The sequence below is a fragment of the Accumulibacter sp. genome (genome assembly GCF_023806625.1).
In the GTDB taxonomy this organism is placed as follows: Bacteria; Pseudomonadota; Gammaproteobacteria; order Burkholderiales; family Rhodocyclaceae; genus Accumulibacter.
Map to the genome: position 1 here is coordinate 20,558 of NZ_JAMTDX010000051.1, position 22,313 is coordinate 42,870.

The following is a 22,313-nucleotide window of genomic DNA, read 5'->3' on the forward strand; positions in this document are numbered from 1 at the left end:
CGCGGAGCGCGAGCGCCGCGCCGGTTGATGGCTTGCCGTCCTGCAGTCTGTGGCGGGCTTTCCGGCTACCGCGGCTGCGGATCGTCGGTGGACCGCGCGGCCGCCCGTGCGAGCTTCGTCAGGTCTTGCAGCGCGGCGCGCAGTTCGGCGACTTCCTTCTCGATGCGCACGACCCGATCGATCAGATCGGCCGGTTCCCCCGGGCTGGCAGGGGGTCGCGCCTCGTTCCGTGCCCACCCTTCGGCGTCTCCGCAGAGCAGGTGAGTCCAGCGCGGCTCGCGCGATCCCGGTTGCTTCGGCAAGCGGACGACGAGCGCGCCGGTGCTGCGCTCAGCCATCTCGTCGAGATAGGCTTCGACTGCCGAGTTGTCGTCGAAGGAGTGGAGGCGTGCGCTGTTCGCGCGCAGCTCGCTGGCCGTCTGGGGTCCCCTGAGGACCAGGGTGGCGAGCAGGGCGACGCTCCCCGCGGGCAACCCATAGACTCTGGCGACGTTCTGGGCGTAGCGGAGGACCCTCCCCGAGGCGCCGTAACTTTCGATGACCAGCACCCGGCTGCGCAGCGCTTCGAGCGCTGACTGCACCTCGGCTTCCTCGACGCTGACCACTGGCTCGCGCGCCGTCTTCTGGTTGCACCCGGTGGTCAGGCTGCTCAGCGTCAGCGGATAGACATCCGGGGTCGTCCTTTCCTTCTCGACGAGCACGCCGAGAATCCGTGCTTCGAGAAAGCTCAGCAGTTTGTCGTCCAGGTGCTTCATCGCACTCTCCTCGTCGAGGGGCTCGCGCGACCGGCGCTCGCCACGCCCCCGTTCAAGCGAAAACCTGCCCGTGTTCGCGTGCGTCGTGGAAGCCCACGCGGCTCCACTTTTCCTGGGTGACTTCGAGGTTGTAACGCGTACTGGCCAGGAAGACCGGGTTGCCGTCGACGTCCCTGGCCATCCGCTGCAGTTGCTCGCGCTCGAAACCGCGTCTCGTCGCGTCGTCGGGGAAGGTCAGCCAGCGCGCCGTGTGGATTTCCGCGGCCTCGAAGACCGCGTCGACCTTGTACTCGGTCTGCAGGCGCTGGGCGACGACTTCAAACTGCAGGAAACCGACTGCGCCGAGCAACAGGGCACCGGTCGCCAGATTCTCGAAGACCTGGATCGCTCCCTCCTCACCGAGCTCCTGAAGCCCCTTGAGCAACTGTTTGGCCTTCAGCGGGTCGCGCAGGCGGGCGACTCGGAAGAGTTCGGGCGAGAAGTAGGGGATGCCCTTGAAAGCGAGTGCTTCGCCCTCGCTGAGGCTGTCTCCGATGTGCAGGTTGCCGTGGTTGTGAATGCCGATGATGTCTCCAGCCACGGCATCTTCCATCAGCAGGCGCTCGTTGGCCATGAAAGTCAGTACGTTGGCCAGCTTGATCTCGCGATTGAGGCGGATGTGCCGCACCTTCATGCCCGGCGTGTAACGGCCCGAGCAGACCCGCAGGAAGGCGATGCGGTCGCGGTGGCGCGGGTCCATGTTCGCCTGGATCTTGAACACGAAGCCGCTGAACGACGGCTCGGCCGGCTGCACCATGCGGGTCCCCGCGTCGCGCTCCTGTGGAGGAGGTGCCCAGTCGAGCAGTGCCTCGAGCACCTCCTGGACGCCGAAGTTGTTGATCGCCGAGCCGAAGAACACCGGCGACTGTCGTCCGGCGAGGAAGCCGACCAGATCATAGGGATTGCTGGCCGTGCGAATCAGCTCGACGTCGTCGCGCAGGCGGGCGACCTCGCCCGGGAACCGGGAATCGAGCACCGGGTTGTGGAGGCCGTCGACGCGCTCGGCCTCGCTGCGCCGTTCCTCTCCAGGGACGAAGTTCAGCACGCAGTCGTTGAGCAGGTGGTACACGCCGCGAAAGCTCTTGCCCATGCCGATTGGCCAGGTGATCGGCGCGCATTCGATGCCGAGTACCGATTCGATCTCGCCGAGCAGATCGAACGGTTCGCGCACCTCACGATCGAGCTTGTTGATGAAGGTGATGATCGGCGTGTGGCGCATCCGGCAGACGTTGAGCAGCTTGATCGTCTGTGCTTCGACTCCCTTGGCCGCGTCGATGACCATGACTGCTGCGTCGACCGCCGTCAACACACGGTAGGTGTCCTCGGAAAAGTCCTCGTGCCCCGGGGTGTCGAGCAGATTGATCGTGTGCTCGCGGAACTCGAACTGCATCACCGAACTGGTGACCGAGATGCCGCGCTGCTTCTCGACTTCCATCCAGTCGGAGGTCGCGTGCCGCGCGCTCTTGCGCCCCTTGACCGTCCCGGCGAGCTGGATCGCCCCACCGAAGAGCAGCAGTTTTTCGGTCAGCGTCGTCTTGCCCGCGTCCGGATGCGAAATGATCGCGAAGGTTCGCCGCCGGGCGACCTCGCGAAGCACTTCGGACGGGGACGGGCTGTCGGTTGGCTGGGTGCTCGGGGCGGAACTCACGGTGAACCTGGCTGGCCGGCTACGGAACGGAAGCCGCCGGTCGGACGGGTGGCCTGTCCACCCGGCGGTGTGGGGCAGGACTATAGCAAGTCCTGCGCCAGCCGGGAACTGCCGATGCTCGCCGAAACGTCGCCGGAACGCCGCTTCCCGGCAAACAAGCCGGGAAGTCGCGGGAGACGGCCGTTGCGCAGGCGCGCCGGATCATCGGCAAAGCGTGACTTTCTTCCGCGCAGACTGGCTGCCGGAAGCGCAAAATTTTTTATACGTAGCGGGTCGAGCCGGCTCCAGTCTGGCTCCTCTCCTCTTGGCGATGCCTCCAGGTCAACCGTTGCGCGTTCTGACCAAGGAAGTTGCATGTTCCGGAAACAGTCGTTCTGCCTGTTGCTCGTTTCAGGGTTGCTGTCGGCGACGGCTGCCGCCGAGGGCCTTTCCGAACCGTCGCGTGTCGCTGCGGCGCTGGCTCAGGGCCGGGCCGCCGAACTCGGCTACGCGGGCCGCCACGATCCCCTGCGGGCCATCGCTCGCTACTGCGACGCGGCGATGCTGGGCAGCGCCGAAGGCTTCTTCCGCGTCGGCCGAATCCTCGCCAGGGGTCCGCGCGAGTTGCGCAATCCTGCCCTCGCGAACACCTACCTCGCTCTCGCCGCTCGCCTGGGCAGCCAGCGCGCACTCGACTACTACGATCCGCGCGTAGACCAAGCCGCGCTGGGCAAGGGCTGCAGGGTCGTGGCCCGTGGCACGGCAGGCCCCCGCTTCGAAGCCGACTCTCCCCGAACAGGGCTGCTTGCCGGGAACGATGAGTACGCCGGACTGACCGGCGACATCGCCCGACCTTAGCCTTCGCCGTTGCCGGCCGGCCGACCGGGGAATCCCTCACCACAAGCCGCGCGCCGGTGCCAGGGGGCGTGTCTGGCGCCACGGGCCTCGATCGAGCGTCGTGACCTGCCGCCGGAGGCCCAACTCCGGGTCTTCTGTTGCAATCACCCCGTGCGGTCGTGGTCAGCTTGGCGGCGAGCCGCGTTTCCTGCGCTCATCCACCACTCTTTGTTGTACCCTTGGCTGCTTCCCCGCGGACTCGGGACGACTGACGGCGATCATTTCGGGGCGGGGCTTGACGGGCTTTCGCCGTGCGCTTCTTCGAACAGGAGGTTCCATGCGTTTCCTTGCCAGGTCTCTGATCCTCGCCATGTCCCTGTCGTTCGTCGCCAGTGCTCCCTCCGAGGCGCGCGAATGGAAGGCGATCAAGGATTCCGGGACGATCATCGCGGCGACCGAAGGCGGTTTTCAGCCGTTCAACTACTTCGAGGGATCGAAGCTGACCGGCTTCGAAGTCGAACTCGCCGAGGCGATCGCCAGGAAGCTCGGACTCAAGCTCGAATGGCGCGTCGTCCCCTTCGACGCGCAACTGGCTGCGCTCAATCAGGATCGCTTCGACTTCGCGATCGCCTCCCACGGCTATACCGAGGAGCGCGCCAAGTCGGTCGATTTTGCCAATCCACACTATTGCACCGGGGGGCAGATCGCCGCCTACAAGGATGGCCCGCTGACCGTCGCCGCGCTCCCGGGCAAGGTCGTCGGCGTGCAACTGGCCACCAGCTACGCCGACGCCGCGAAGAAGATCCCCGGGGTCCGGAACATCAAGACCTACAAGGGGGATCCGGAGGCCTTCTCGGCGCTGCGTGCCCGGAAGGTCGACGCCTGGATTTCCGACAAGTTCACCGTCAAGGCAACGCTCGACAAGAACCCGGGAGCCGGGATCACCGCCGGCGAACTGGTCTTCGTCGAACGCGTGTCGATGATCCTGCGCAAGAACAACAGGGAACTCGCCGACAAGCTGAACCAGGCGCTGGCCGAGGTGATGAAGGACGGGACCTATCGCGCCCTTTCGGAGAAGTACTTCAAGGAAGACATCTCCTGCCGTTCGTGAGCGCGGGTAGCGAACGATGAACTGGACGAGGCAGCATCCCGGCGGAGCGATGTTCGCGGCGATGATCGGTCTGCTCGTCGTTCTTTGGGGAATGGCGATTCCGCTGTCTGCCGTTCCGGCGCCGATCGGTCCGGCGGCGGAGCAGTTCGCCGACGGCGCCAGGGTGACGGTCAGTCTGACGCTGATCTCGGGTAGCGCCGGGGTGCTGATCGGCGTCCTCGCAGGTCTCGGGAAGCTCTCGCCTCTCCGCCTTCTGCGCTGGTTCTGCGACGGCTACGTGTGGCTGATCCGCGGCACGCCACTGCTCCTCCAGATCCTTTTCGTCTGGCTCGCGCTGCCCACGATCATGCCCGAAGGCGTGGAACTTTCCGACTTCGCCTGCGCGGCGATCGCCCTGTCGCTGAATGTCGGTGCCTACAACACCGAATGCGTTCGCGCCGGGATCCTCGCGGTGCCGGCAGGCCAGGTCGAAGCGGCCCGAGCTCTCGGGCTGACCCCGCTGCAGACCTTCCTCGACGTCGTCCTGCCACAGAGCATGCGCGTCGCTCTGCCCGCGTTGGCCAACAACCTGGCCTCGCTGGTCAAGGACTCGTCACTGGCTTACGCGATCAGCGTCGTCGAGCTGACGATGGTCGGCTATCGCGTGCAGGCCGAGAGCTATCAGCCGATCCCGGTGTTCATCACCATCGCCGTGATCTACCTGATCCTGACCACGGCTTTCACGACGCTGACCGCTGCGCTCGAGGCGCAGCTCGACGTCGGGCAGCGGCGCTGAAGCGGGCGACGACCGATGGACTCCGCTGCTGCTCCGCGACCGATCATCGACGTGCGCAAGGTGGCCAAGCACTTCGGTTCGTTTCACGCGCTCCGCGACGTCTCGGCGACCTTCCACGAAGGGCAGGTGACGGCGATCGTCGGTCCCTCAGGTTCGGGCAAGTCCACTTTCCTGCGCACGCTGAACCGCCTCGAAGCCCACGATTCGGGCGAGATCGTCATCGATGGAATGACGCTCGACGACGACGTCAGGAATCTCGCAGCGATTCGCCGCGAGGTCGGGATGGTCTTCCAGAGTTTCAATCTCTTCTCGCATCTGACGATCCTCCGCAACGTGACGCTGGCGCCGATCCGCGTGCGCAGGATGAGCCGCGAAGCGGCCGAGGCCAGGGCCATGGCGCTGCTCGAAAGGGTCGGGCTGAAGAGCCAGGCGGCCAAGTATCCGGTTCAGCTTTCCGGTGGTCAGCAGCAGCGGGTGGCCATCGCCCGTGCGCTGGCGATGGATCCCAAGGTTCTGCTGTTCGACGAGCCGACTTCGGCGCTCGACCCGGAGATGGTCAATGAAGTCCTCGCCGTGATGCGCGAACTGGCGCACAGCGGCATCACGATGCTCGTCGTCACCCACGAGATGGGATTCGCGCGCGAGGTCGCCGACCGAATCCTCTTTTTCGACGAAGGGGCGATCCTCGAGGACACCAGCCCGGCGAACTTCTTCTCGAATCCCGCGCACGAGCGGGCGAGGGCATTCCTCTCGCAGGTCCGCCACGGTTACTGACCGAGCGGCGTCGAGACTCTGCCTTTTCGCGCGCTGCGCCTGACCGGGGACAGCGGAGCGAGCTGGACGGCGACGATGCTCGCCAGGATCAGCGCGCAACCGGCGAGCCCCGCGGCAGTCAGGCGGTCGTCCATAAGCAGGCTGCCGAAGATCGCCGCGAAGACCGTCTCGGCGGAGAGGATGATCGCCGCGTCCGAAGGCTGCGCAAAGCGCTGGCCGATGACCTGCGCCGTGAAGCCGACGGCGACCGAGATCGCTCCGCAGTAGAGGATTGGCGGCCAGGCGTGGCGTACTCCGTCAACGGAGATCGCTTCTCCGCCGAGCCATGCCCAGATCAGGCTGCTCAGTCCGCAGACCAGAAACTGGCCGAAAGCCAGCAAGAACGGGGCGGCCATTCGTCCGGCGACGCGTCCGACGAAGAGGACGTGCAGAGCCCAGAACACGCTGCTGGCGATCACCCAGGCGTCGCCGGCGCCCGGCCTGAAGCCGTCTGCGCCGGAAAGCAGCCACGTGCCGAGCAGGCAGCCGAACGAGGCCGGCCAGAGGACGTGCTGCGGCCGGGTGCCGAGCAGCAACCAGGCGAGCAGCGGGACCAGCGGCACGTAGAGCGCGGTCAGGAAGCCGGCGTTGGTGACCGTCGTGCCGGTGATCCCGATCTGCTGGAGCGTCGCGCCGAGCATCAGCAGCAGGCCGAGACCGGTGACCGCCAGCGCGTCGGCAGGCCCCGACCAGAGGGCGCACTCGCGGAGCTTCTTCGCTTCACGCCAGGCGAGCGGGCAGACGAGCGCGGCGCCGATCAGGAAGCGGATGCCGGTAAAGCTCAACGGTCCGACCCCTCGCATTCCGTCGGCCTGGGCGACGAACGCCGAGCCCCAGATCAAGGCGACGACGAGCAGCAGCAGGTTCGCCTGCAGGCGGCTCATGCGCCTTCTCCGCTCGCCGTACGGCACGATCCACCGCCTGCCCCCGGCGCGAGCGCGGCGATCGACCGGTGCACGGCGGGAGGCGTGGTCAAAGTGGGTGCGGCTGCTACAGGCCGAGCGTCGTTGCGCTCAGCGGATCGCCGCCCTCGCCGAGAATCTCTGCGAAGCGCGCGAGATACGGAGCGCACTCGGTGCTGTTGCCGGTGATCAGGCGGCAACGTGGCTGATCGTCGTCGAAACGCACCAGCGCGTGCTCGCCGTCGGCAATCAGCAGCGATTCGCTGGCCGCTGCGATCTGCGGCGGCGCGTGAATGATCGTCAGCGTCGGAGCATGGTTGGCGAGCAGCTCGATCAGTTGCGGGCAGTACTGGCGAACGAAGTCTGCCCGGCGGACGACGATCGTCACCCGGCGGTGAAAGTCCGCTGCCCCGAGCACCCGGCGCAAGGCCGCGATCCGCTCGGGACGTTCGAGCGCCAGGTGCGAGAGGTCGCCGTCGAAGACGAGCAGCGTCGAGCGGACGAGCTCGAACATCCGCTGCACGGCGCGGTCATGGTCTGACCAGCTGGTGAACAGTTCGCTGCTCGTCATTGGCCCGGAAGTCGCGTGGGCATGCTCCAGCGCGTATGATACACGGGCCAGCGGGCGCGGAGTTCGGGATAGAATCGCCCATCTGGTTCCTGGAAGCGCGCGATGCCGACCGGCTACATCGAGTCTCTCGATCAGGAGGCGAGGGGGATCACCCGGCATGAGGGGAAGGCGATCTTCGTCGAGGGAGCGCTGCCCGGCGAGACCGTCGAATTCGTCGCCTACCGGCGCAAGCCAAGCTACGAACTCGCGCACGCCGTGCGTATCGTCCGTCCATCGACCGACCGGGTCGTTCCGCGCTGTCCCCATTTCGGCGTCTGCGGCGGCTGCAGCATGCAGCATCTCGACCCCGCCGCACAGGTCGCCGCCAAGCAGCGACTGCTCGAGGACAACCTCTGGCACCTCGGGCGAAACCGGGCCGAAGAGCTTTACGCGCCGATCCACGGCCGGCCCTGGGGCTATCGGTTCCGGGCCCGCCTCGCGGTGCGCCACGTGGCCAAGAAGGGCGGCGTCCTCGTCGGCTTCCACGAACGCAAGAGCAGTTACGTCGCCGACATGCGGCAGTGCGCGATCCTCCCGCGCCCGGTCTCCGATCTGCTGCTGCCGCTGCGCGCGCTGATCGGCGGGCTCTCCATCCGCGACCGTCTGCCGCAGATCGAGGTCGCCGTCGGCGAGCAGGTCACCGCGCTCGTGCTGCGCGTCCTCGAGCCGCCGACGGCCGCCGACGAACTGCTGTTGCGCGAGTTCGCCGACCGTCACGCGGTCGTCTTCTACCTTCAGCCCGGCGGGCCGGCGACCGCCTTTCGCTTCCACCCGACGAACGGGCCCGAACTGTCGTACCGGCTGCCCGACTTTGCGATCGAACACCATTTCCTGCCGACCGACTTCACGCAGGTCAATCACGCGGTCAACCGCGTGCTCGTGCGCCGCGCACTGAGTCTGCTCGACCCGCGGCCGGGCCAGCGGATCGCCGACCTGTTCTGCGGCCTCGGAAACTTTACGCTGCCGATCGCCCGCTGCGCTGCGCGGGTGCTCGGCGTGGACGGCAGCGCCGATCTCGTTCGCCGTGGCGAAGCCAACGCGCTGGCCAACGGTCTGGCGAGTCGCGTCGAATATCGGGTCGCCAACCTGTTCGAGATCACCGCCGAGTCGCTCGCCGGGCTCGGCGACTTCGACGGAATGCTCGTCGATCCCCCGCGCGAGGGTGCGCTCGAACTCGTCAAGTCGCTCGGCGAGCGCGCTCCCCGGCGCATCGTCTATGTCTCGTGCAGCCCGGCGACGCTCGCCCGCGACGCCGGAATCCTCGTCGCGCAGAAGGGATACCGCCTGCGTGGTGCGGGCGTCGTGAACATGTTCCCGAACACCTCTCACGTCGAATCGATCGCCCTGTTCGAGCGCTTTCCGGGGGCCGGCGGGAGCTGATCGTCGCCGGTTGCCCTGCCGGGCGTCGCCCGGCTGGCCAGCGAAGCCGGCGTTGTGACAGAATGCGCTGGATGCCCGGCAAGGGGTCGCCGGGAGGAGAGTTGCGATGCACATGGCCGATGCGCTGTTGTCGCCCGCGGTGGGCGGAACGTTCTGGGCGGTGACCGCGGGAACCGCGGCGTACTGCGCCAGGAAGTTGCGGGGTCTTCCGGCCGGGAACGGTTCGCCGCTGATGGGCGTGCTCGGCGCCTTTCTGTTCGCCGCCCAGATGATCAATTTCAGCATTCCGGGAACGGGATCGAGTGGCCATCTCGGCGGAGGGCTGCTGTTGACCATCCTGCTCGGACCGTATGCGGCTTTCCTGACGGTGAGCTCCGTGCTGATCGTCCAGGCGCTGTTCTTCGCTGATGGCGGCCTGCTGGCGCTCGGCTGCAACATCTTCAACATGGCGTTTCTGCCGGCGTTCGTCGCCTACCCGCTGATCTACCGGCCGATCGCCGGCGACCGGCCCGGCGCGAAGCGACTGAGCGTCGCCTGCGTCGTGGCGGCGGTCGTCGCCCTGCAGCTCGGCGCCTTCGCGGTGGTCGTCGAGACGCTCGCCTCGGGGATATCGGCGCTGCCGTTCGCCACCTTCGTGTTGTTCATGCTTCCGATCCATCTGGCGATCGGTCTCGTCGAGGGCTTCGTGACTGCCGCGATCGTCGGCCTGGTCGGGCGAGCCCGTCCGGATCTGCTCGACCAAGGCACCGCGATCAGCGCCTCCGCGGGCCGCTCGGCTACCCGGCTGATCGGTGTTCTCTTCTGCGCGGCGCTGGTCACCGGCGGTCTGCTGTCGTGGTTTGCCTCCGAGGATCCCGATGGGCTCGAGTGGTCGATCGCGCGGGTGGCCGGTGAGCAGGCCCTTGACGCGCCCGCCGGGGGGCTTCACGGCCTCCTCGCCGGGATCCAGCAGAGGCTCGCCGTGTTTCCCGACTACGGATTCGCGAAGGAGGAGGACGGCAGGGCGTCCGGCGAAGCCGGCCGGTCTGCCGAGGACCCGTCGCGCGCCCGCATCGGCAGCAGCGTTTCGGGCATCGTCGGCGCTCTCGTCACCCTCGTTCTGGTCGTACTGATCGGCGTTCTGCTCAGGTGGTGGACGCGACCGGCGCGTGCGCCAGGGGAGCAGCGCTGATGCGCGCCGCAATTCGTCCCGGGGCGCTTCACCCGGCCGCCGCTTGCGCAGGCTGATTTCGAGCCATGGCGCTGATCGGCACGCTGCTGGCCCAGGTCCGGCAGCTCGACCGGCTTGGCCGGTCGGAGACGCCGATCCACCGTCTCGATGCGCGCGCGAAGCTGCTCGCGACGCTCGCCTTCGTCGTCTGCGTCGCTTCGTTCGATCGCTACGCCGTCGCGTCGCTGCTGCCGCTGGCCGTCTTTCCAGTCGCCCTCGCGATCATCGGGCGACTGCCGCTGTCGTGCGTGGCGAGCCAGGTTGCCGTGGCCGCTCCGTTCGCGTTGCTCGTGGGCCTCGCTAACCCGTTCTTCGACCGGCAGGTCGTCTTCGCGATCGGCCCGCTTGCGCTGACCGGTGGCTGGCTCTCGTGGGCGTCGATCAGCGTTCGCGCGCTGCTGACGCTCAGTGCGGCAGTGATCCTCGTTGGGGTCACCAGCTTTCCGGCGCTGTGCACGGCGCTCCAGCGCCTCGGACTGCCGCGCCCGCTGGTTGCCCAGTTGCGCTTCCTCCATCGCTACCTGTTCGTGCTGATCGACGAAGTCGAGCGCAGTGTGCGGGCGGTGACGCTGCGCTCGGCGGGAAGGGGCGTCGCCCTGACCACCGCCTCGTCGCTGATCGGGCTGCTTCTGCTGCGCACCTGGGAGCGCGCGGAGCGCGTGCAGATGGCCATGCTCTCCCGCTGCTACGCCGGCGAACCCGCTATCGCCGATGGCCGGCGCCTCGCCATTCGCGAATTGGTCTTCGTCGCCGGCTGGCTTGGCTTCTTCGGTGTCGTCCGTCGCTACGACCTGCCCGAACTGCTCGGATCGCTGACCCGGCGGGTCCTGGCGTGAGCGAGTTCGTCGTCGACCTGCGCGATCTCGGGCACGTCTATCCCGACGCTACGGTCGCGCTGAGCGCGGTCTCGCTGCGCGTCGCCGCCGGCGAGTGCGTCGGCATCGTCGGTGCCAACGGCGCCGGCAAGTCGACGCTGCTCTTGCACCTCAACGGCTGCCTGCTGCCCACCACCGGCGAGGTGCAGCTCGGTGGCCAGCGCGTCGAGACCCGGAGCCTGCCGGCGATCCGCCGCTCGGTCGGCCTCGTCTTCCAGGACCCCGACGATCAGCTGTTCATGGCCACGGTCTTCGAGGACGTCGCCTTCGGTCCGCTCAACCTCGGGTTTTCGCGCGCCGAGGCCGAGCGGGTGACTCAGGAAGCGCTCAGCAGGGTGGGCGCGTGGCCTCTACGCGACCGCGCGCCGTACCGGCTGTCGGTGGGCGAACGCAAGCGGGTGGCCATCGCCACGGTGCTCTCGATGTCGCCGGAAGTGCTCGTCCTCGACGAGCCGACGGCCGGGCTCGATCCCTTCGCCCGGCGCGAGATCCTCGGGCTGATCCGCAATTTCGGCCAGACGACGATCATCGCCAGCCACGACCTCGACATGGTCGCCGAACTGTGCCCGCGAATCGTCGTTCTCGACCAGGGCAGGGTCGTCGCAGACAGATCTGCCCGCGAAATCTTCGCCGACCAGGCACTGCTCGAACGTTGCCGCCTCGCGCAGCCGCTGTCGCTGCAGCACTGCCCGCTCTGCGGCGCGCCGGGGAAGCTTCGCGGCCGGCCGTGAAGCAGTCGCCGGCGGCCCGTCCGCGCGGCGCCGGTTACCAGTAGCGGATCCGTCCGGTGTCCAGATGGACGAAGTCCGCGTCCGAGTAGAAGCCGACTCCGCCGGTTTCCCGGGCCATCGCCACTTCGCGCAGGTCGGCCAGTGGAACTCCACCGATGCGCACGTCGATCGCCTTCCCCTCCATGTGCAGACTGTGCCTGGCGACGCCGCCGCCGCGAGTGCGGCGCAGCCGTGAATTGGTCTCCGGGCAGCGATAGCCGGAGATGACCTGGAACGGCTGATCGCAGGCCAGATCCTCGCGGACGTGGAAGAGCAGGTCGAAGAGCTGCGGGTCGATCGTCCCGACTGCGCCCGAGTAATGATCGCGCAGGAAGACGTTCAGGCGCTGCAGCGCGTTGGGCAGGTAACGCTCGCCGAGCGCATAGACGATCGACAGGCGTTCGCCGGTGTGCGTGTGCTCGAATGCGAGGTGGCGGGAATTCGGCAGCGCCGCCAGCGCGGGTCGGGCCAGTGGCAGTACCGCCGAGGCCAGGGCGAGGCGGGCGGCGTGACCGAGGAAGCGTCGGCGGGAGTTTTCTTGCAGTCTCAACGTGGTTTCCCTGGCTCAGTTCCAGAACCGCGATCTTATGGCAGATTGGCTGGCCAGGGAAGGCAGTGGCGGCGGCCTGCGCCGGCTCAGCGCCTCGTCGAGAACGCGGTCGAGCCCGTAGATGTCCGGGAAGAAATGGATCTTCCCGTCACGGAAGACGGCGGTGCGGTAGGCGACGACCACCGGCAGTGGTTCGGGGAGGCGGATCGTCGCCGATTTTCCGCGGCGCATCGCCTGGACGATCCTTTCTTCGGTCCACTCGGGTTCTCCGGCGAGGACGAACCGCGCCAGTTCGACGGGCGCTTCGACGCGAATGCAGCCATGACTGAAGTCGCGCCGGTCGCGGCGGAAGAGATGGGTACCGGGCGTGTGGTGAAGATAGATGTTGTCGCTGTTCGGGAAGACGAACTTGATGTCGCCGAGCGCGTTGGCTGCGCCGGGGCGTTGCCGGATGCGCATCTGGCCGCGCTGCACTGCGTCGAGCCCGGCCTCGGAGAAACCGGCGACGACCCGCCCGTCGCCGTCGACGAACTCGAAGCCCTGGCGGTCGAAGTACGACGGGTCGCGGCGCAAGCGCGGCAGCGTCTCGCCGCGGGCGATCGACGGCGGAACGTTCCAGTACGGGCTGAACTCGATGAAGCGCAGCTCGGCGTCGAAGATCGGCGTCTGCGTCTTGCCGGCGGTGCCGACGATCACCCGCATCGCCAGGCGTGATCGCAGCTGGCCGTCATGCACCTCGTACGCGCCGAGGGCGAATTCCGGAACATTGACGACGATCACCCGCGGCGCCTGGAGCAGCGGCGTCCAGCGCAGGCGCTCGAGCGCCAGCTCGATCTGCCGGACACGCACCGCCGGCGGGACCTGCAGCTGCGCCAGCGTCTCGCGGCCGACGACCCCGTCGGCCGAGATCCCGTGCCGGCGCTGGAAGGCCTTCACTGCTTCGACGATCCGCCCCTCGTAGCGCGCCGGAAGCGACGGGCCATTCGCCAGATCGCCGAGCAGTCTCAGGCGCTCGGCGAGCAGATCGAGGCCGGCGTACTTCTGGCCGGGGCTCAGGCGGCCATCGGGCGGCGCCGGCAGGCTCCTCTTCCAGGCCTGCTCCGCAGCCAGCCGGCGGTAGCCGGCGAGCGCCGTGCGCAGTTGCGAGTATTCGGGCAGTGCCTCGGTCAGCCCGCCGGCCGTCTCGTCGGCCGATCGGTTACCGGCGATCGAGGCGAGCAGCGAGTCGGCCTCGTTGAGGTCGCGGTGCGGTGGCGCGTAGTTCGCGCCGACCTGACGCGGGTCGACGCGCCCGAAACGGCGATCGTCGAGGTAGCTTCTGAGCGCGCCCGTCAACGCCTCGTCGAGGCTCGACAGCGCGTCGGCGGCGAGTTCGGCTTCGCCGGATGCCCGCGCGATCGCCTCGGCAAGCGCTCGCGCCTGGTAGTCCCGGGGATCGAGCCCATCCGCCGTCGCCGCGAGCAGCAGGTCGACCACCTGCTGCGCAGCCGGCGTCGGCCGCCCGTCCGCGAACCAGAGCAACTCGCCGGCGCCGGCCCGTGGCGGGGCTGCGCAGAACAGCAGGGAGCTCAGGGCGACCCGCAACAACAGCCGGCGGCGTGCGCCGGAATACGGCCAGAGGGGATGCATGGAGAGCATGGGGACCTTCGCGGGACGATGCGCGGATTATCGGCGAATCGGCGGGCGAAAGGCGAGTTCCCGCAGCGGTGAGCGGTGCGGCAACGAGTGTCGCCTGCCTGTTCGTGCTCAGCGAGCGACCTCGGGCTGACAAAATGGCTCGCCCGCGGCCCGCCGCTGCGGATCTCCGCGAAGACGCCCGACGGGACGCGGTGGTCAATCAGTTGCTCACGACGTTGTCGAGGATCACCGGCGACCGCGGTCCCTGCGTCGACGGCCGGGGTTCGGGCGCGTTGGCCTTCGCGTCGATCGGGGGCGATCAACGCGACGGGAGCGTGTCGCCGTCCTCGAACCGGCATATCGCCGGGGTCTCCGCTGCCGACCGGCCGTGCTGGCCTCGGTCGCGAAACGTTGCGGACGGAAACTGGTCGGGGCCGGCTCGAACGCCGGCCCGGTGCAAGGCCGTCGCGATGCCGTCCGGGCGGATGCAGGAGGCTATGGCTTCGCCAGGACGGCAGACGGACTCAGACTCGCCGGAATCGGCCTCCGGCAAGGCCGATGCCCAGCAGCGCGACGGCCAGCAGGCTCAGCGACGCCGGTTCGGGAACGCCGTTCATCGTCAGCTGGACCGCGGTGAAAAAGGGCATGCTGCTGATCCCGCCACCGTACGTGATGGTGTGCTGCCCAAGGCCGATTGGCTGGAGCATCAGGTAGTAGCCGTCGGCGACGGCGAGGTTCGCCGTTCCCGGGTTGAGACCGAAGGCGTTGTCGGGTGCAACGGTGAAAGAGAACGTCGTGTTGGCAGGAGTCGGTTCGCGAAACGCGTACAGGTTATTGGTCGGCAGGCTGACGCCAGTTGCCGTCAGGCTGTCGACCGCGTCGATCCCGTCCGTGGTGGCGCACTTTCGAAGGTCGCCATAGTTGTTCCCGTTGCCTTCGAGGTCGGAGCACTCGTAGTTGATCATCGGCAGCAGCAGATACTTGTCGGCCGGAACGTCGAAACTGCGGGTCACGGGGAGGGTTGGGTTCAGCACGGTCGTTCCGGCGAGGAAGAACACCGGCCCACCTTGGCCGCTGTTGGCCGCGGCCTGTGCGACCTGAGCGCCGAACGAACCGTCGTCGAGGAACGGATTGGTCGGCGGCGTGGTTGTTGCTCCGCCAAGCGAGAACGCCCACTGCCACCAGGCGGCAGTCCATTCCCCGATGGTCTTGCCCGCGACCACCGAGCCCGGTGCCATAGCCGTTGGCGCCGCGTTCGCGGCGGCTGAAAAACCGAGTGTCGCACACAGCGTCGTTGTCGCAATCGCCAGGCTCGCTGCCGAGCGGGCGAAGGATCTCTTGCTCATCTTCCCTCCTTGCCATGATCGAAAGAAATCCAGTCAAACCCCGGCCTTGCAACCGAGTACTGGAAACCCCCTGCAGTCGAATGGGAAGCAAATGCCATGCCGATCGCATGGTGGATCGAGAAGTCTCTGAGCGGAAAGAAAAACTTGTTAACGGCCCGACGCCGTTGGCGGGCCGGTGTAAAAAATTTCGACAGTCTGCCGGTTGCCGGCCTGCGCTCAGTCCTCGCGGACCAGGCAGAGCCCGCCGACGGTCAGCCCGGGCGGGATGCCGGCGACCCCGGCGGCCTGCAGCGCGATCGCCGAACGCCCGATCCGCTCGTCATCGAGGACGGTTTCACCGGCGGCGATGCCAAGCCATTCGCCGAGGCGATCCGGGCTGGCGATCGAACGGCGGTGCCGCGGATCCTCGAAGCGCCGGGGATCGCTGGCCAGATCGAAAGTGAGCACGATCCGCCCGCCGGGGCGGACGATCCGCGCCGCCTCGGCGAGTGCCAGCGCCGGGTGGGCGAGGTGCTGCAGGACCGAGATCATCAGCACGACGTCGAAGCCGCGTCCCGGGTCGGCGTCGGGCTCGGGCAGCGCGTGCAGCGTCGCCGGGCGCGGGCGGAAGCCCTGCGTCGGCGCCCAGGCGAGGAAGCGGGCCGCCGCGTCGGGGCGACCGTCCCAGGCGAAGTCGCGGTCGAATCCGCTGACCGCGTGGCCGAGCGCGGCCAGCCAGGGGCCGAGCGCGCCGCGGCCGCAGCCGAGGTCGGCGACGCGCAGCCGTTTCCCGTCGAGGCCGGCGAGCGCGTCGAGCGCGAAGCCGTATTCCCAGCGCTTGCTCGCGTGCAGGTGGCAGCCGCTGGCCGGGCCGTGGCCGTGGCCGTCGGTGCCGTAGACGATTCCGGCGTTCCGCTCGAGTTCCGCGAGCCGCTCGCCGGCCGCTTCGCCGGGAGCCGTCCACACGGCGCCCACGGCGACGCGCAGCCGCGGGCGCGGCTGCGCGGCTGCGGCGTCGAGCCGCGCGAGCGCCGCCGCAAAGACGGTCGCCGGGTTGATCGCGGTCATGCACTCGGGTCGTTCGAGCCCGCGCGGGCAGCGCCCCATCCAGTCGGGCGTGCTCCACCAGCACGGCGCGCAGACGCCAGCGCTGAGGTTGGCGTTCGCCGGGTAGCCGAAGAAGCCGGCGTCGGTCGGCCCGAAGAGGACGACCGACGGCGTGCCCAGCGCGTGCGCCGCATGGACGAGGCCCGATTCGCCGTCGATGTGCAGCTCCGCGCCATGCAGCAGCCAGAGCGCTTCGCCGAGGCGAATCCGCCCGATCAGGCAGTCATCGACGCCGGGGATCGGCCGGCTGCTCGGCCCGCCGATCTGCACGATGCGCAGCTCGGGGCGGGCGGCCCCGAGTCGGCCGACGAGTTCGCGCCAGTGTTCGAGCGGCCAGCACTTGACCGCTCCCCCGGGCGAAACGCGGGCGCTGGTGTCGAAGCCGTCGTGCACGGTGACCCAGCGCCGGCCCTCCGCGGCGAGCCGCAGCCGCGGGCCGGCGTCGGCTTCGTCGAGGCTCACGCAGAGCGGCGACTCGTGCGGCGTGCGCCCGCTCGCGCCGGCCGGCGAGGGGTCGGTCGGGTCGATGTCGAGCCCGGCAGTCCAGGCCAGCGACTCGCCGCGTCGCCGGCCGGCGGCCTGGTTGAAGCGCGCCCAGAAGCCGTCGAGATGCGGGTGGTGATCGACCAGGCCGCGGACGCTCTCGATCCGCCGGTTCGAGGTGGCGATCACTCCGGCGAGCTCGGGATGAGTCGGCCGCCAGCGCACGGGCGAGTCGAAGAAGCGGACGAACTGGGTGATCTCGACGCGCAAGCCGCCGGCCGCCGGCCACTCGCGCAGCGGCCGCGCGGCGACGATCAGGCCACGGCCGACGAGCGCCTGCTCGGCGAGCTCGGGCCGTTCGCCGTAGCAGACGACTTCGCCGTGGCCGGCGAGTTCGCGGAGCCTCTCGATCACCCGGCCGGCGAGTAGCAGGTCGCCGAAGCCGCCGCCGAGGCGGACGGCGAGCGGCAGCGGCGCGCGGGCCGGGCCAACGGCGATCGGCGCAGCGCCGGACGGCCGGCTTTCCGCGATCCCCTTTTCGGCTAGCCCCGGGGCGATCTCCCGGAGGCGAGCGGCGACGGCGCTCGGCTGGATCTGCTTCAGGCATTGCAGGTGGCGTTCGCAGTCGCGTCGGCCCCACGGCTGACGCCGGCAAGCCGGTTCGCAGTCGAGGCCGCCGGTGAGCGTGTGCAGCGCCGGCCAGGGCATCGCCTCGCGCGCCGGGCTGGTCAGCCCGAAGATGCCGAGAGTCGGCACCCCGAGTGCCGCGGCGAGATGCATCAGCCCCGAGTCGTTGGCGACCATCGCCGTACAGCCGGCGATCAGCCGCGCGGTATCGGCGAGCGACCGCGGCGTGGTCGCGTCGCGGACGTGTTCCGGCCAGCGGATCGGCTCGCCGAAGTAGGTGCCGTTGGCGTCGTCGTCGGTGGCTGTGCCGACGCGCAGCACGCACGCGAAGTGTCCGGCGACTTCGCCGTAGCCGTGCCACTTCTTCCACGGCCAGCCGGGCTTGCAGCCGGCGTGGATGGCCAGCGTCCCGGCGGTGGTCGCGTCGGCCGTGCGGGCGAGCAGCGGCGACAGCGGTGGGACGGGCAGTGGAGCGCGCCAGCCGAGTTCGCCGGCGATCGCCGCGATGCAGCCGCAGTCGCCTTCGACGATCCAGCGCTCGCGGTCGGCGGCGAACTGCCGGCGTGCCGGCAGCCGGTCGGCGAAGGGAATCGCCCAGTAGGCGAAAACGGCCAGCTCGGGTGGCGGCTCGCCGGCCGGCGGCGCGTCGCCGGGCCGACCGGCGGCAAGCACGCGACGCACGCCCGCCGCCCCGTCGAACAGCGCTGTGCAGTCGGGCTGGTCGGCGGCGACGAGCAGGTCGACGGCGTAGCCGGCGGCGTCGAGCACCGGGATCAGCGACGCCCAGCGCAGCACGTCGCCGAGGCCACCGGCGAGAGCGAGCACGGCGCGCGGGCGTCCCTCAACGGAATTCGCGCCGCGCGTCGCGCTCGCGGCGATCAGCGCCTCGATGCGCGAACGCGGTACCGGCGTCCACCAGGCGCCATTCGTCTGCTTGCGGCTCGAATTGCCGGCATGCACGCTGGCCACGCAGAGCGCCGGGTCGTCGAGGTCGAGCGCCTGGCCCGGCCGGGCCGACCAGACGAAGGCGTTGTCCTCGCCGATCGCCTGGTCGGGGAAGCGGTGGGCCAGCCAGAAGGCGCGGCGGTACATCAGCGTCGCGCCACAGAGCCATGGTCGGCGGCTGCCCTGGTAGCGGTACTCCCAGGCCCGGTCGCCGTCGAGTTCGCGGAAGTAGACCCGGCCCGACCCGCAGAGGGCCTTGCCGGGGTCGCCGTGCAGCGCGGCGTACTGCCGGCTCAGGCGGTCGGGGGCGTACCAGTCGTCGTCGTCCCAGTGGGCGAGGATCTCGCCATGCGCGAGTTCGCCAGCCAGGTTGCGCTTCGCGCCGAGGCTCAGCCCGGGCGGGCAGGCGGCGTGGCGGACACGGCCGCCAGCGAGCGCCGCGACGAGGCTGTCGGGAAAGCCGTCCTCGCTGACGATCAGCAGTTCGGCGTCGGCGAAGTCCTGGGCGAGGAAGTTGGCGACCGCCGCGGGCAGCCAACGCTGGCGCTTGCAGGTCGGCATCAGGCAGCTGATGCGCGGCGCAGCGGCGTGGCTCACGGTTTTGCCAGGTCACCCGCCCAGGTGGATTTCGCCTGTTCGACAAGCTTGGCCCGCCAGCCGTCGTCCTTGCCCAGCGCTGCATTGACGCCGGTCAGCCCGCCAGCCAGCAACCCGTTCCACTGCGCCTTGAACAGAGCCGAGGCGCGCTCGTTGAGTTTCTCGGCCTGGGCTGCGTTCGTGGCTTTCTCCCTGGCGATCTGCTGCGCGGTTGCCCGCCGCTTGCCAGTCGACGTCCGGCCGAAGCCGACACTGCTGCTGCCGAGCGAGCCGCCGATGGCGGCGAACAGGTGGCGGCGTTGAACGTGTACGTTGGCTTCCGTGACCCCTCCGCTGTCGGGCGTCTTGCCGACCAGCGAGACGTTCGCGGGTAGCGTCGTCGCGGGCACGCTGACGCCCTTGTCGACCGCGATGCCGCCGCCGACCGCTCCCTCGCCGACAATCGTCGAATCGAGAAGGTCGCCCTTGCTTTCGAGCTTCTTCGCCTCTGCTTCGACGTCCTTCAGTGGTTGCGCCTGGTGCGCGGCCTTGTGCACCTTCTTCTTCAGCCAGATCGCCGACAGCCCGGGTCCATCCTTCTTGTACCTGTTCAGGCGCGACTTGCCGGCCGAGCGCATGCGCTCGGCGAGGGGCTTGTCGACCTTGGCGATCGGTGTCGCGACCGCCTGGTAGAACTCGCCCATCGACGCCAGCAGGATCTTCTGCGGCACGTGGTGCGATTCGCCCTTGGCCTTGGTGACCGCCGCCGGGCGTGGTACCTCGTGCGTGCCGACCGCCCATTCCTTGGACTCGGCCGCGACGATCCCCTTCTTGCCCGAGCCGGTGTAGAACCAGTACACCTGACCGCTCTCGACCCTCGTGCCGATGGTCTTGAAGACCGGGTGTGCCCGCTTGACGCCGGCGAGTTCACGGTCGATGTCGGCGCGCTCCTCGACGCCCGCACGGTACTTGCCGGCGACCTCGAGGATGGCCTTCTCGCCGGCCTCGAGCTGTTTCTGCTTGTCTCCGTCGCCTGCCTTGCCGCCCTTGCCGAACAGCTTCTTGACCGTGGCGACGATCTTGCCGATCACCTTGTCGATCGCCGCATCGACCTTCGACTGCACCTTGCGGATGAACTCGCGGATCTTGTCGCTGATCCCGCCGAGACCGATCAGCCGGGCGAGGAAGCCGATGAGCACGGGAATCGCGCTGGCCAGAGACTTCTCGATCCAGCTGATCGCGCCGCCGATCGCGCCGCTGGCGATCGCCGCCACCGAATTGACCACCGCCTCGACCAGGGCCATGATCTGCTGCGCCTTCTCGATCACGAACATGACCACGTTGTAGATCGCGATGACCGCCTGGACGATCGCTCCGGCGGGGTTGAACATCGAGACGACCTTGGCCACCGCCTGCTTGATGATCGTCGTGATCAGCCAGTCCTGGATCGCGTCGATGACCATCTGCTTGAGGTTGCCGAGATCCTCCTTGATCTTCTCCCAGAGCTTCGCCGGTCCGCCGGTGATCAGTTCGCGGACGTACTCGACCACCTTCTCGATCGCGCCGACCGCGCGCTCGCCGATCAGCCTGACCGCCTTGGCGCGCATCTTCTCGTAGGTGATGCCGAGCACGTCGAGGACCAGCTTGAGGATCGACGGCAGGCTGAGGTCGCTCGGCAGGGTGATGCCCATCGCCGCCAGCGAGCCGAACAGCCAGGCCATGAAACCGGCCTTGAGATGCGTCCAGATGTTGCCGACGAAAGCGTTGAAGCCGCCCTTGACGGCGGCGATCAGGTTGCCGAGGAAGGCGATCGGGTCGTCGAGGATCAGCTGGATCGTCTCCTGACCCTTCCTGAGGATGCCCATCAGCCTGGCCTTGAACTCGAGCAGCGCCTTGACGACCTCGCCGAGTTTCTCGGCGAACTGCTGGAGCAGGCCCTTGTTCTCGTCCTGCATCGCCTTGAGCGCTTCGTCGGCCTTGTCGAAGGCTTCCTTGTACTTCTGCGCGAGGCTCGCAGCGAGTTCTTCCTTCTTCGCGTCGATGCTCTGCGACAGTTCGTTGAAGCGGTCGCCGACCGCCTTCGCCGCCGCGTCGCCAGCGGCCTTGAGGTTCGCCGGCAGGCCGGCGACGAAGCCGCGGATCTCGTTCTGGCCTGACTCCACGTCGGCCTTGGCCTGCGCCAGGCGGGTCTCGACGAGGTTGGCGACGCGGTCGATCAGCCGGTCCATCGCCGCCTGGAAGACTCGCCGGCCCTGCTCGTAGAAGGCGTTGACTTCGTCGGGCAGGCCGAGCGCCTGATCGCGCAGCCAGCGGGCAAGGCCGAGGCCGGGAATCGTCAGGTAGCGCTCGAGCTTGTACTTGAAGATCCGGTCGTCGACGAAGGACTTCATCGCCGTCAGCGCGGCGTCGACTCCGGGATCGAAGATCGCCGAGACCTCGCCGTCGAGCGACTGCAGGCGCGCCTCGACGCGCGCCTTGGTGCGCGCGAAGATGCCCTCGATGTGCGCGGCGACCTTCTGGCGCTCGGCCTCTTCCCTGGCCGCCTGCTGCTGCTGGCGGCTGAGCACCTGCGCGTTGCCGCGTCCGCGCGTCGCGGCGAGGAGCAACGCTCCACGGCCGGCGACGCCGCCTGCCTGCGCCCGGGCGCCGGCGAGCACGCCGCTCTCCCTCGCACGAAACGCCGCCGGCGCCTTGTCGGCCTGGCTGGCGACCTGCGCCTGGGCGCCGGCGACGGCGCTGAAGCGCGGGTCGTTGGCCCGTGTCAGGCTCTCGGGCCTGATCCTCTCGTCCTTGAGCGCCTGCGTCGTGTCCTTCTTCGACTGATCGAGCGAGACCTCGGCCGGCGTCGCCGGCGGGGGCATTCCTTCGCCCGCGGCGACGGCGGGCTTTTGCGGGGCCGGCTCGGCGGGCAGCGCGGCCGACGCCTGCGCGGGAACGCTGCCCGGGTCGGGGCTCTTCTTCGTCGCCTGGTCGACCGGCCCCGTCGCCGCGCTCTTCTGGGTCGCCACGTTTCCGCCGAGCGCGCCCTTCATCGCCCCCGACTGGCCTCCGGCCATGAACTTTTCGGTGTCGCCGAGCGTCTTGGGCATCGCCTTGTCGATCTCGGCGCGCAGCAGCGCCTTGAACGACGTCGGCTGCGGCTTCGGAGTCGGCGCCGCCTTGACCTCGTCGACGACCTTGGCCTTGGCGCCGGCGAGCCGCTCGTTGGCCGGCGCTTTCGCCGAGCGCGACGCTTCGCGCGCCTTCTGCGCCGCCGGGACGTGCTTGCGCAGCCTTGCCGCGCCGGCGTCGATCTGCTGCGTGACGGCGACGAAGCGCGGGTCGGCCTTTGGCCTGGCGACTCGCCGCGGAGGGGCGCGCAGCGCGAGCATGGCCATCT

The 22,313-nt window shown here is 68.9% G+C and carries 17 protein-coding genes; 8 read left to right on the top strand and 9 right to left on the bottom strand.

Annotation, left to right across the window (positions count from 1 at the left end):
- Positions 1 to 65: 65 nt before the first annotated feature.
- Positions 66 to 755, bottom strand: coding sequence for a YceH family protein (locus NFW05_RS08940; protein WP_295305232.1), 690 nt, complete (start codon positions 753 to 755; stop codon positions 66 to 68).
- A gap of 52 nt (positions 756 to 807) precedes the next feature.
- Positions 808 to 2,442, bottom strand: a complete 1,635-nt coding sequence (locus NFW05_RS08945; protein WP_295305235.1) for a peptide chain release factor 3 — start codon at positions 2,440 to 2,442, stop codon at positions 808 to 810.
- A gap of 354 nt (positions 2,443 to 2,796) precedes the next feature.
- Here NFW05_RS08945 and NFW05_RS08950 point away from each other — a divergent pair, with 354 nt between their 5' ends.
- The 4 genes from NFW05_RS08950 (at position 2,797) to NFW05_RS08965 (ending at position 5,918) form a co-directional block, all read left to right on the top strand.
- Positions 2,797 to 3,279 (top strand): hypothetical protein, encoded by a 483-nt coding sequence (locus tag NFW05_RS08950; protein ID WP_295305238.1) that lies wholly within the window; start codon positions 2,797 to 2,799, stop codon positions 3,277 to 3,279.
- Positions 3,280 to 3,595: 316 nt separating this feature from the next.
- Positions 3,596 to 4,369 carry an ABC transporter substrate-binding protein gene (locus NFW05_RS08955; RefSeq protein ID WP_295305241.1) on the top strand — a complete coding sequence of 258 codons (774 nt, stop codon included), beginning with the start codon at positions 3,596 to 3,598 and terminating at the stop codon, positions 4,367 to 4,369.
- A 16-nt stretch (positions 4,370 to 4,385) separates the two neighbouring features.
- A complete protein-coding gene (locus tag NFW05_RS08960) occupies positions 4,386 to 5,144 on the top strand; it encodes an amino acid ABC transporter permease (RefSeq protein WP_295305243.1) in 759 nt (252 codons plus the stop codon).
- A 15-nt stretch (positions 5,145 to 5,159) separates the two neighbouring features.
- On the top strand, positions 5,160 to 5,918 hold the full coding sequence (locus NFW05_RS08965; protein ID WP_295305245.1) for an amino acid ABC transporter ATP-binding protein: 759 nt from the start codon (positions 5,160 to 5,162) through the stop codon (positions 5,916 to 5,918).
- Here NFW05_RS08965 and NFW05_RS08970 read toward each other — a convergent pair.
- Both NFW05_RS08970 and NFW05_RS08975 read right to left on the bottom strand, forming a co-directional pair.
- Positions 5,912 to 6,841, bottom strand: coding sequence for a DMT family transporter (locus NFW05_RS08970; RefSeq protein WP_295305248.1), 930 nt, complete (start codon positions 6,839 to 6,841; stop codon positions 5,912 to 5,914). The two genes, NFW05_RS08965 and NFW05_RS08970, sit on opposite strands and share 7 nt — an antisense overlap.
- Before the next feature lie 106 nt (positions 6,842 to 6,947).
- On the bottom strand, positions 6,948 to 7,430 hold the full coding sequence (locus NFW05_RS08975) for a hypothetical protein (RefSeq protein WP_295305251.1): 483 nt from the start codon (positions 7,428 to 7,430) through the stop codon (positions 6,948 to 6,950).
- A 102-nt stretch (positions 7,431 to 7,532) separates the two neighbouring features.
- On the opposite strand from NFW05_RS08975, the gene rlmD reads away from it, so the two are divergent.
- The 4 genes from rlmD (at position 7,533) to NFW05_RS08995 (ending at position 11,665) form a co-directional block, all read left to right on the top strand.
- On the top strand, positions 7,533 to 8,849 hold the full coding sequence (gene rlmD / locus NFW05_RS08980) for a 23S rRNA (uracil(1939)-C(5))-methyltransferase RlmD (protein WP_295305253.1): 1,317 nt from the start codon (positions 7,533 to 7,535) through the stop codon (positions 8,847 to 8,849).
- A gap of 106 nt (positions 8,850 to 8,955) precedes the next feature.
- Positions 8,956 to 10,020, top strand: coding sequence for an energy-coupling factor ABC transporter permease (locus tag NFW05_RS08985; protein WP_295305256.1), 1,065 nt, complete (start codon positions 8,956 to 8,958; stop codon positions 10,018 to 10,020).
- A 65-nt stretch (positions 10,021 to 10,085) separates the two neighbouring features.
- On the top strand, positions 10,086 to 10,895 hold the full coding sequence (gene cbiQ / locus NFW05_RS08990; protein WP_295305259.1) for a cobalt ECF transporter T component CbiQ: 810 nt from the start codon (positions 10,086 to 10,088) through the stop codon (positions 10,893 to 10,895).
- Positions 10,892 to 11,665, top strand: coding sequence for an ABC transporter ATP-binding protein (locus tag NFW05_RS08995; protein WP_295305262.1), 774 nt, complete (start codon positions 10,892 to 10,894; stop codon positions 11,663 to 11,665). The genes cbiQ and NFW05_RS08995 overlap by 4 nt, the downstream gene beginning before the upstream one ends.
- Before the next feature lie 34 nt (positions 11,666 to 11,699).
- Here NFW05_RS08995 and NFW05_RS09000 read toward each other — a convergent pair whose 3' ends face one another.
- The 5 genes from NFW05_RS09000 to NFW05_RS09020 all read right to left on the bottom strand — a co-directional run bounded on the left by NFW05_RS09000 (position 11,700) and on the right by NFW05_RS09020 (position 22,305).
- Positions 11,700 to 12,254, bottom strand: a complete 555-nt coding sequence (locus NFW05_RS09000; RefSeq protein WP_295305265.1) for a DUF882 domain-containing protein — start codon at positions 12,252 to 12,254, stop codon at positions 11,700 to 11,702.
- Positions 12,255 to 12,269: 15 nt separating this feature from the next.
- Positions 12,270 to 13,892, bottom strand: coding sequence for a L,D-transpeptidase family protein (locus NFW05_RS09005; protein ID WP_295305267.1), 1,623 nt, complete (start codon positions 13,890 to 13,892; stop codon positions 12,270 to 12,272).
- A gap of 503 nt (positions 13,893 to 14,395) precedes the next feature.
- Positions 14,396 to 15,217: a hypothetical protein gene (locus NFW05_RS09010; protein WP_295305270.1), complete on the bottom strand. Its 822-nt coding sequence runs from the start codon at positions 15,215 to 15,217 to the stop codon at positions 14,396 to 14,398.
- A 216-nt stretch (positions 15,218 to 15,433) separates the two neighbouring features.
- Positions 15,434 to 18,919 carry a glycosyltransferase family 9 protein gene (locus NFW05_RS09015; RefSeq protein WP_295305280.1) on the bottom strand — a complete coding sequence of 1,162 codons (3,486 nt, stop codon included), beginning with the start codon at positions 18,917 to 18,919 and terminating at the stop codon, positions 15,434 to 15,436.
- Positions 18,920 to 18,951: 32 nt separating this feature from the next.
- A complete protein-coding gene (locus tag NFW05_RS09020; RefSeq protein ID WP_295305292.1) occupies positions 18,952 to 22,305 on the bottom strand; it encodes a hypothetical protein in 3,354 nt (1,117 codons plus the stop codon).
- Positions 22,306 to 22,313 lie beyond the last annotated feature (8 nt).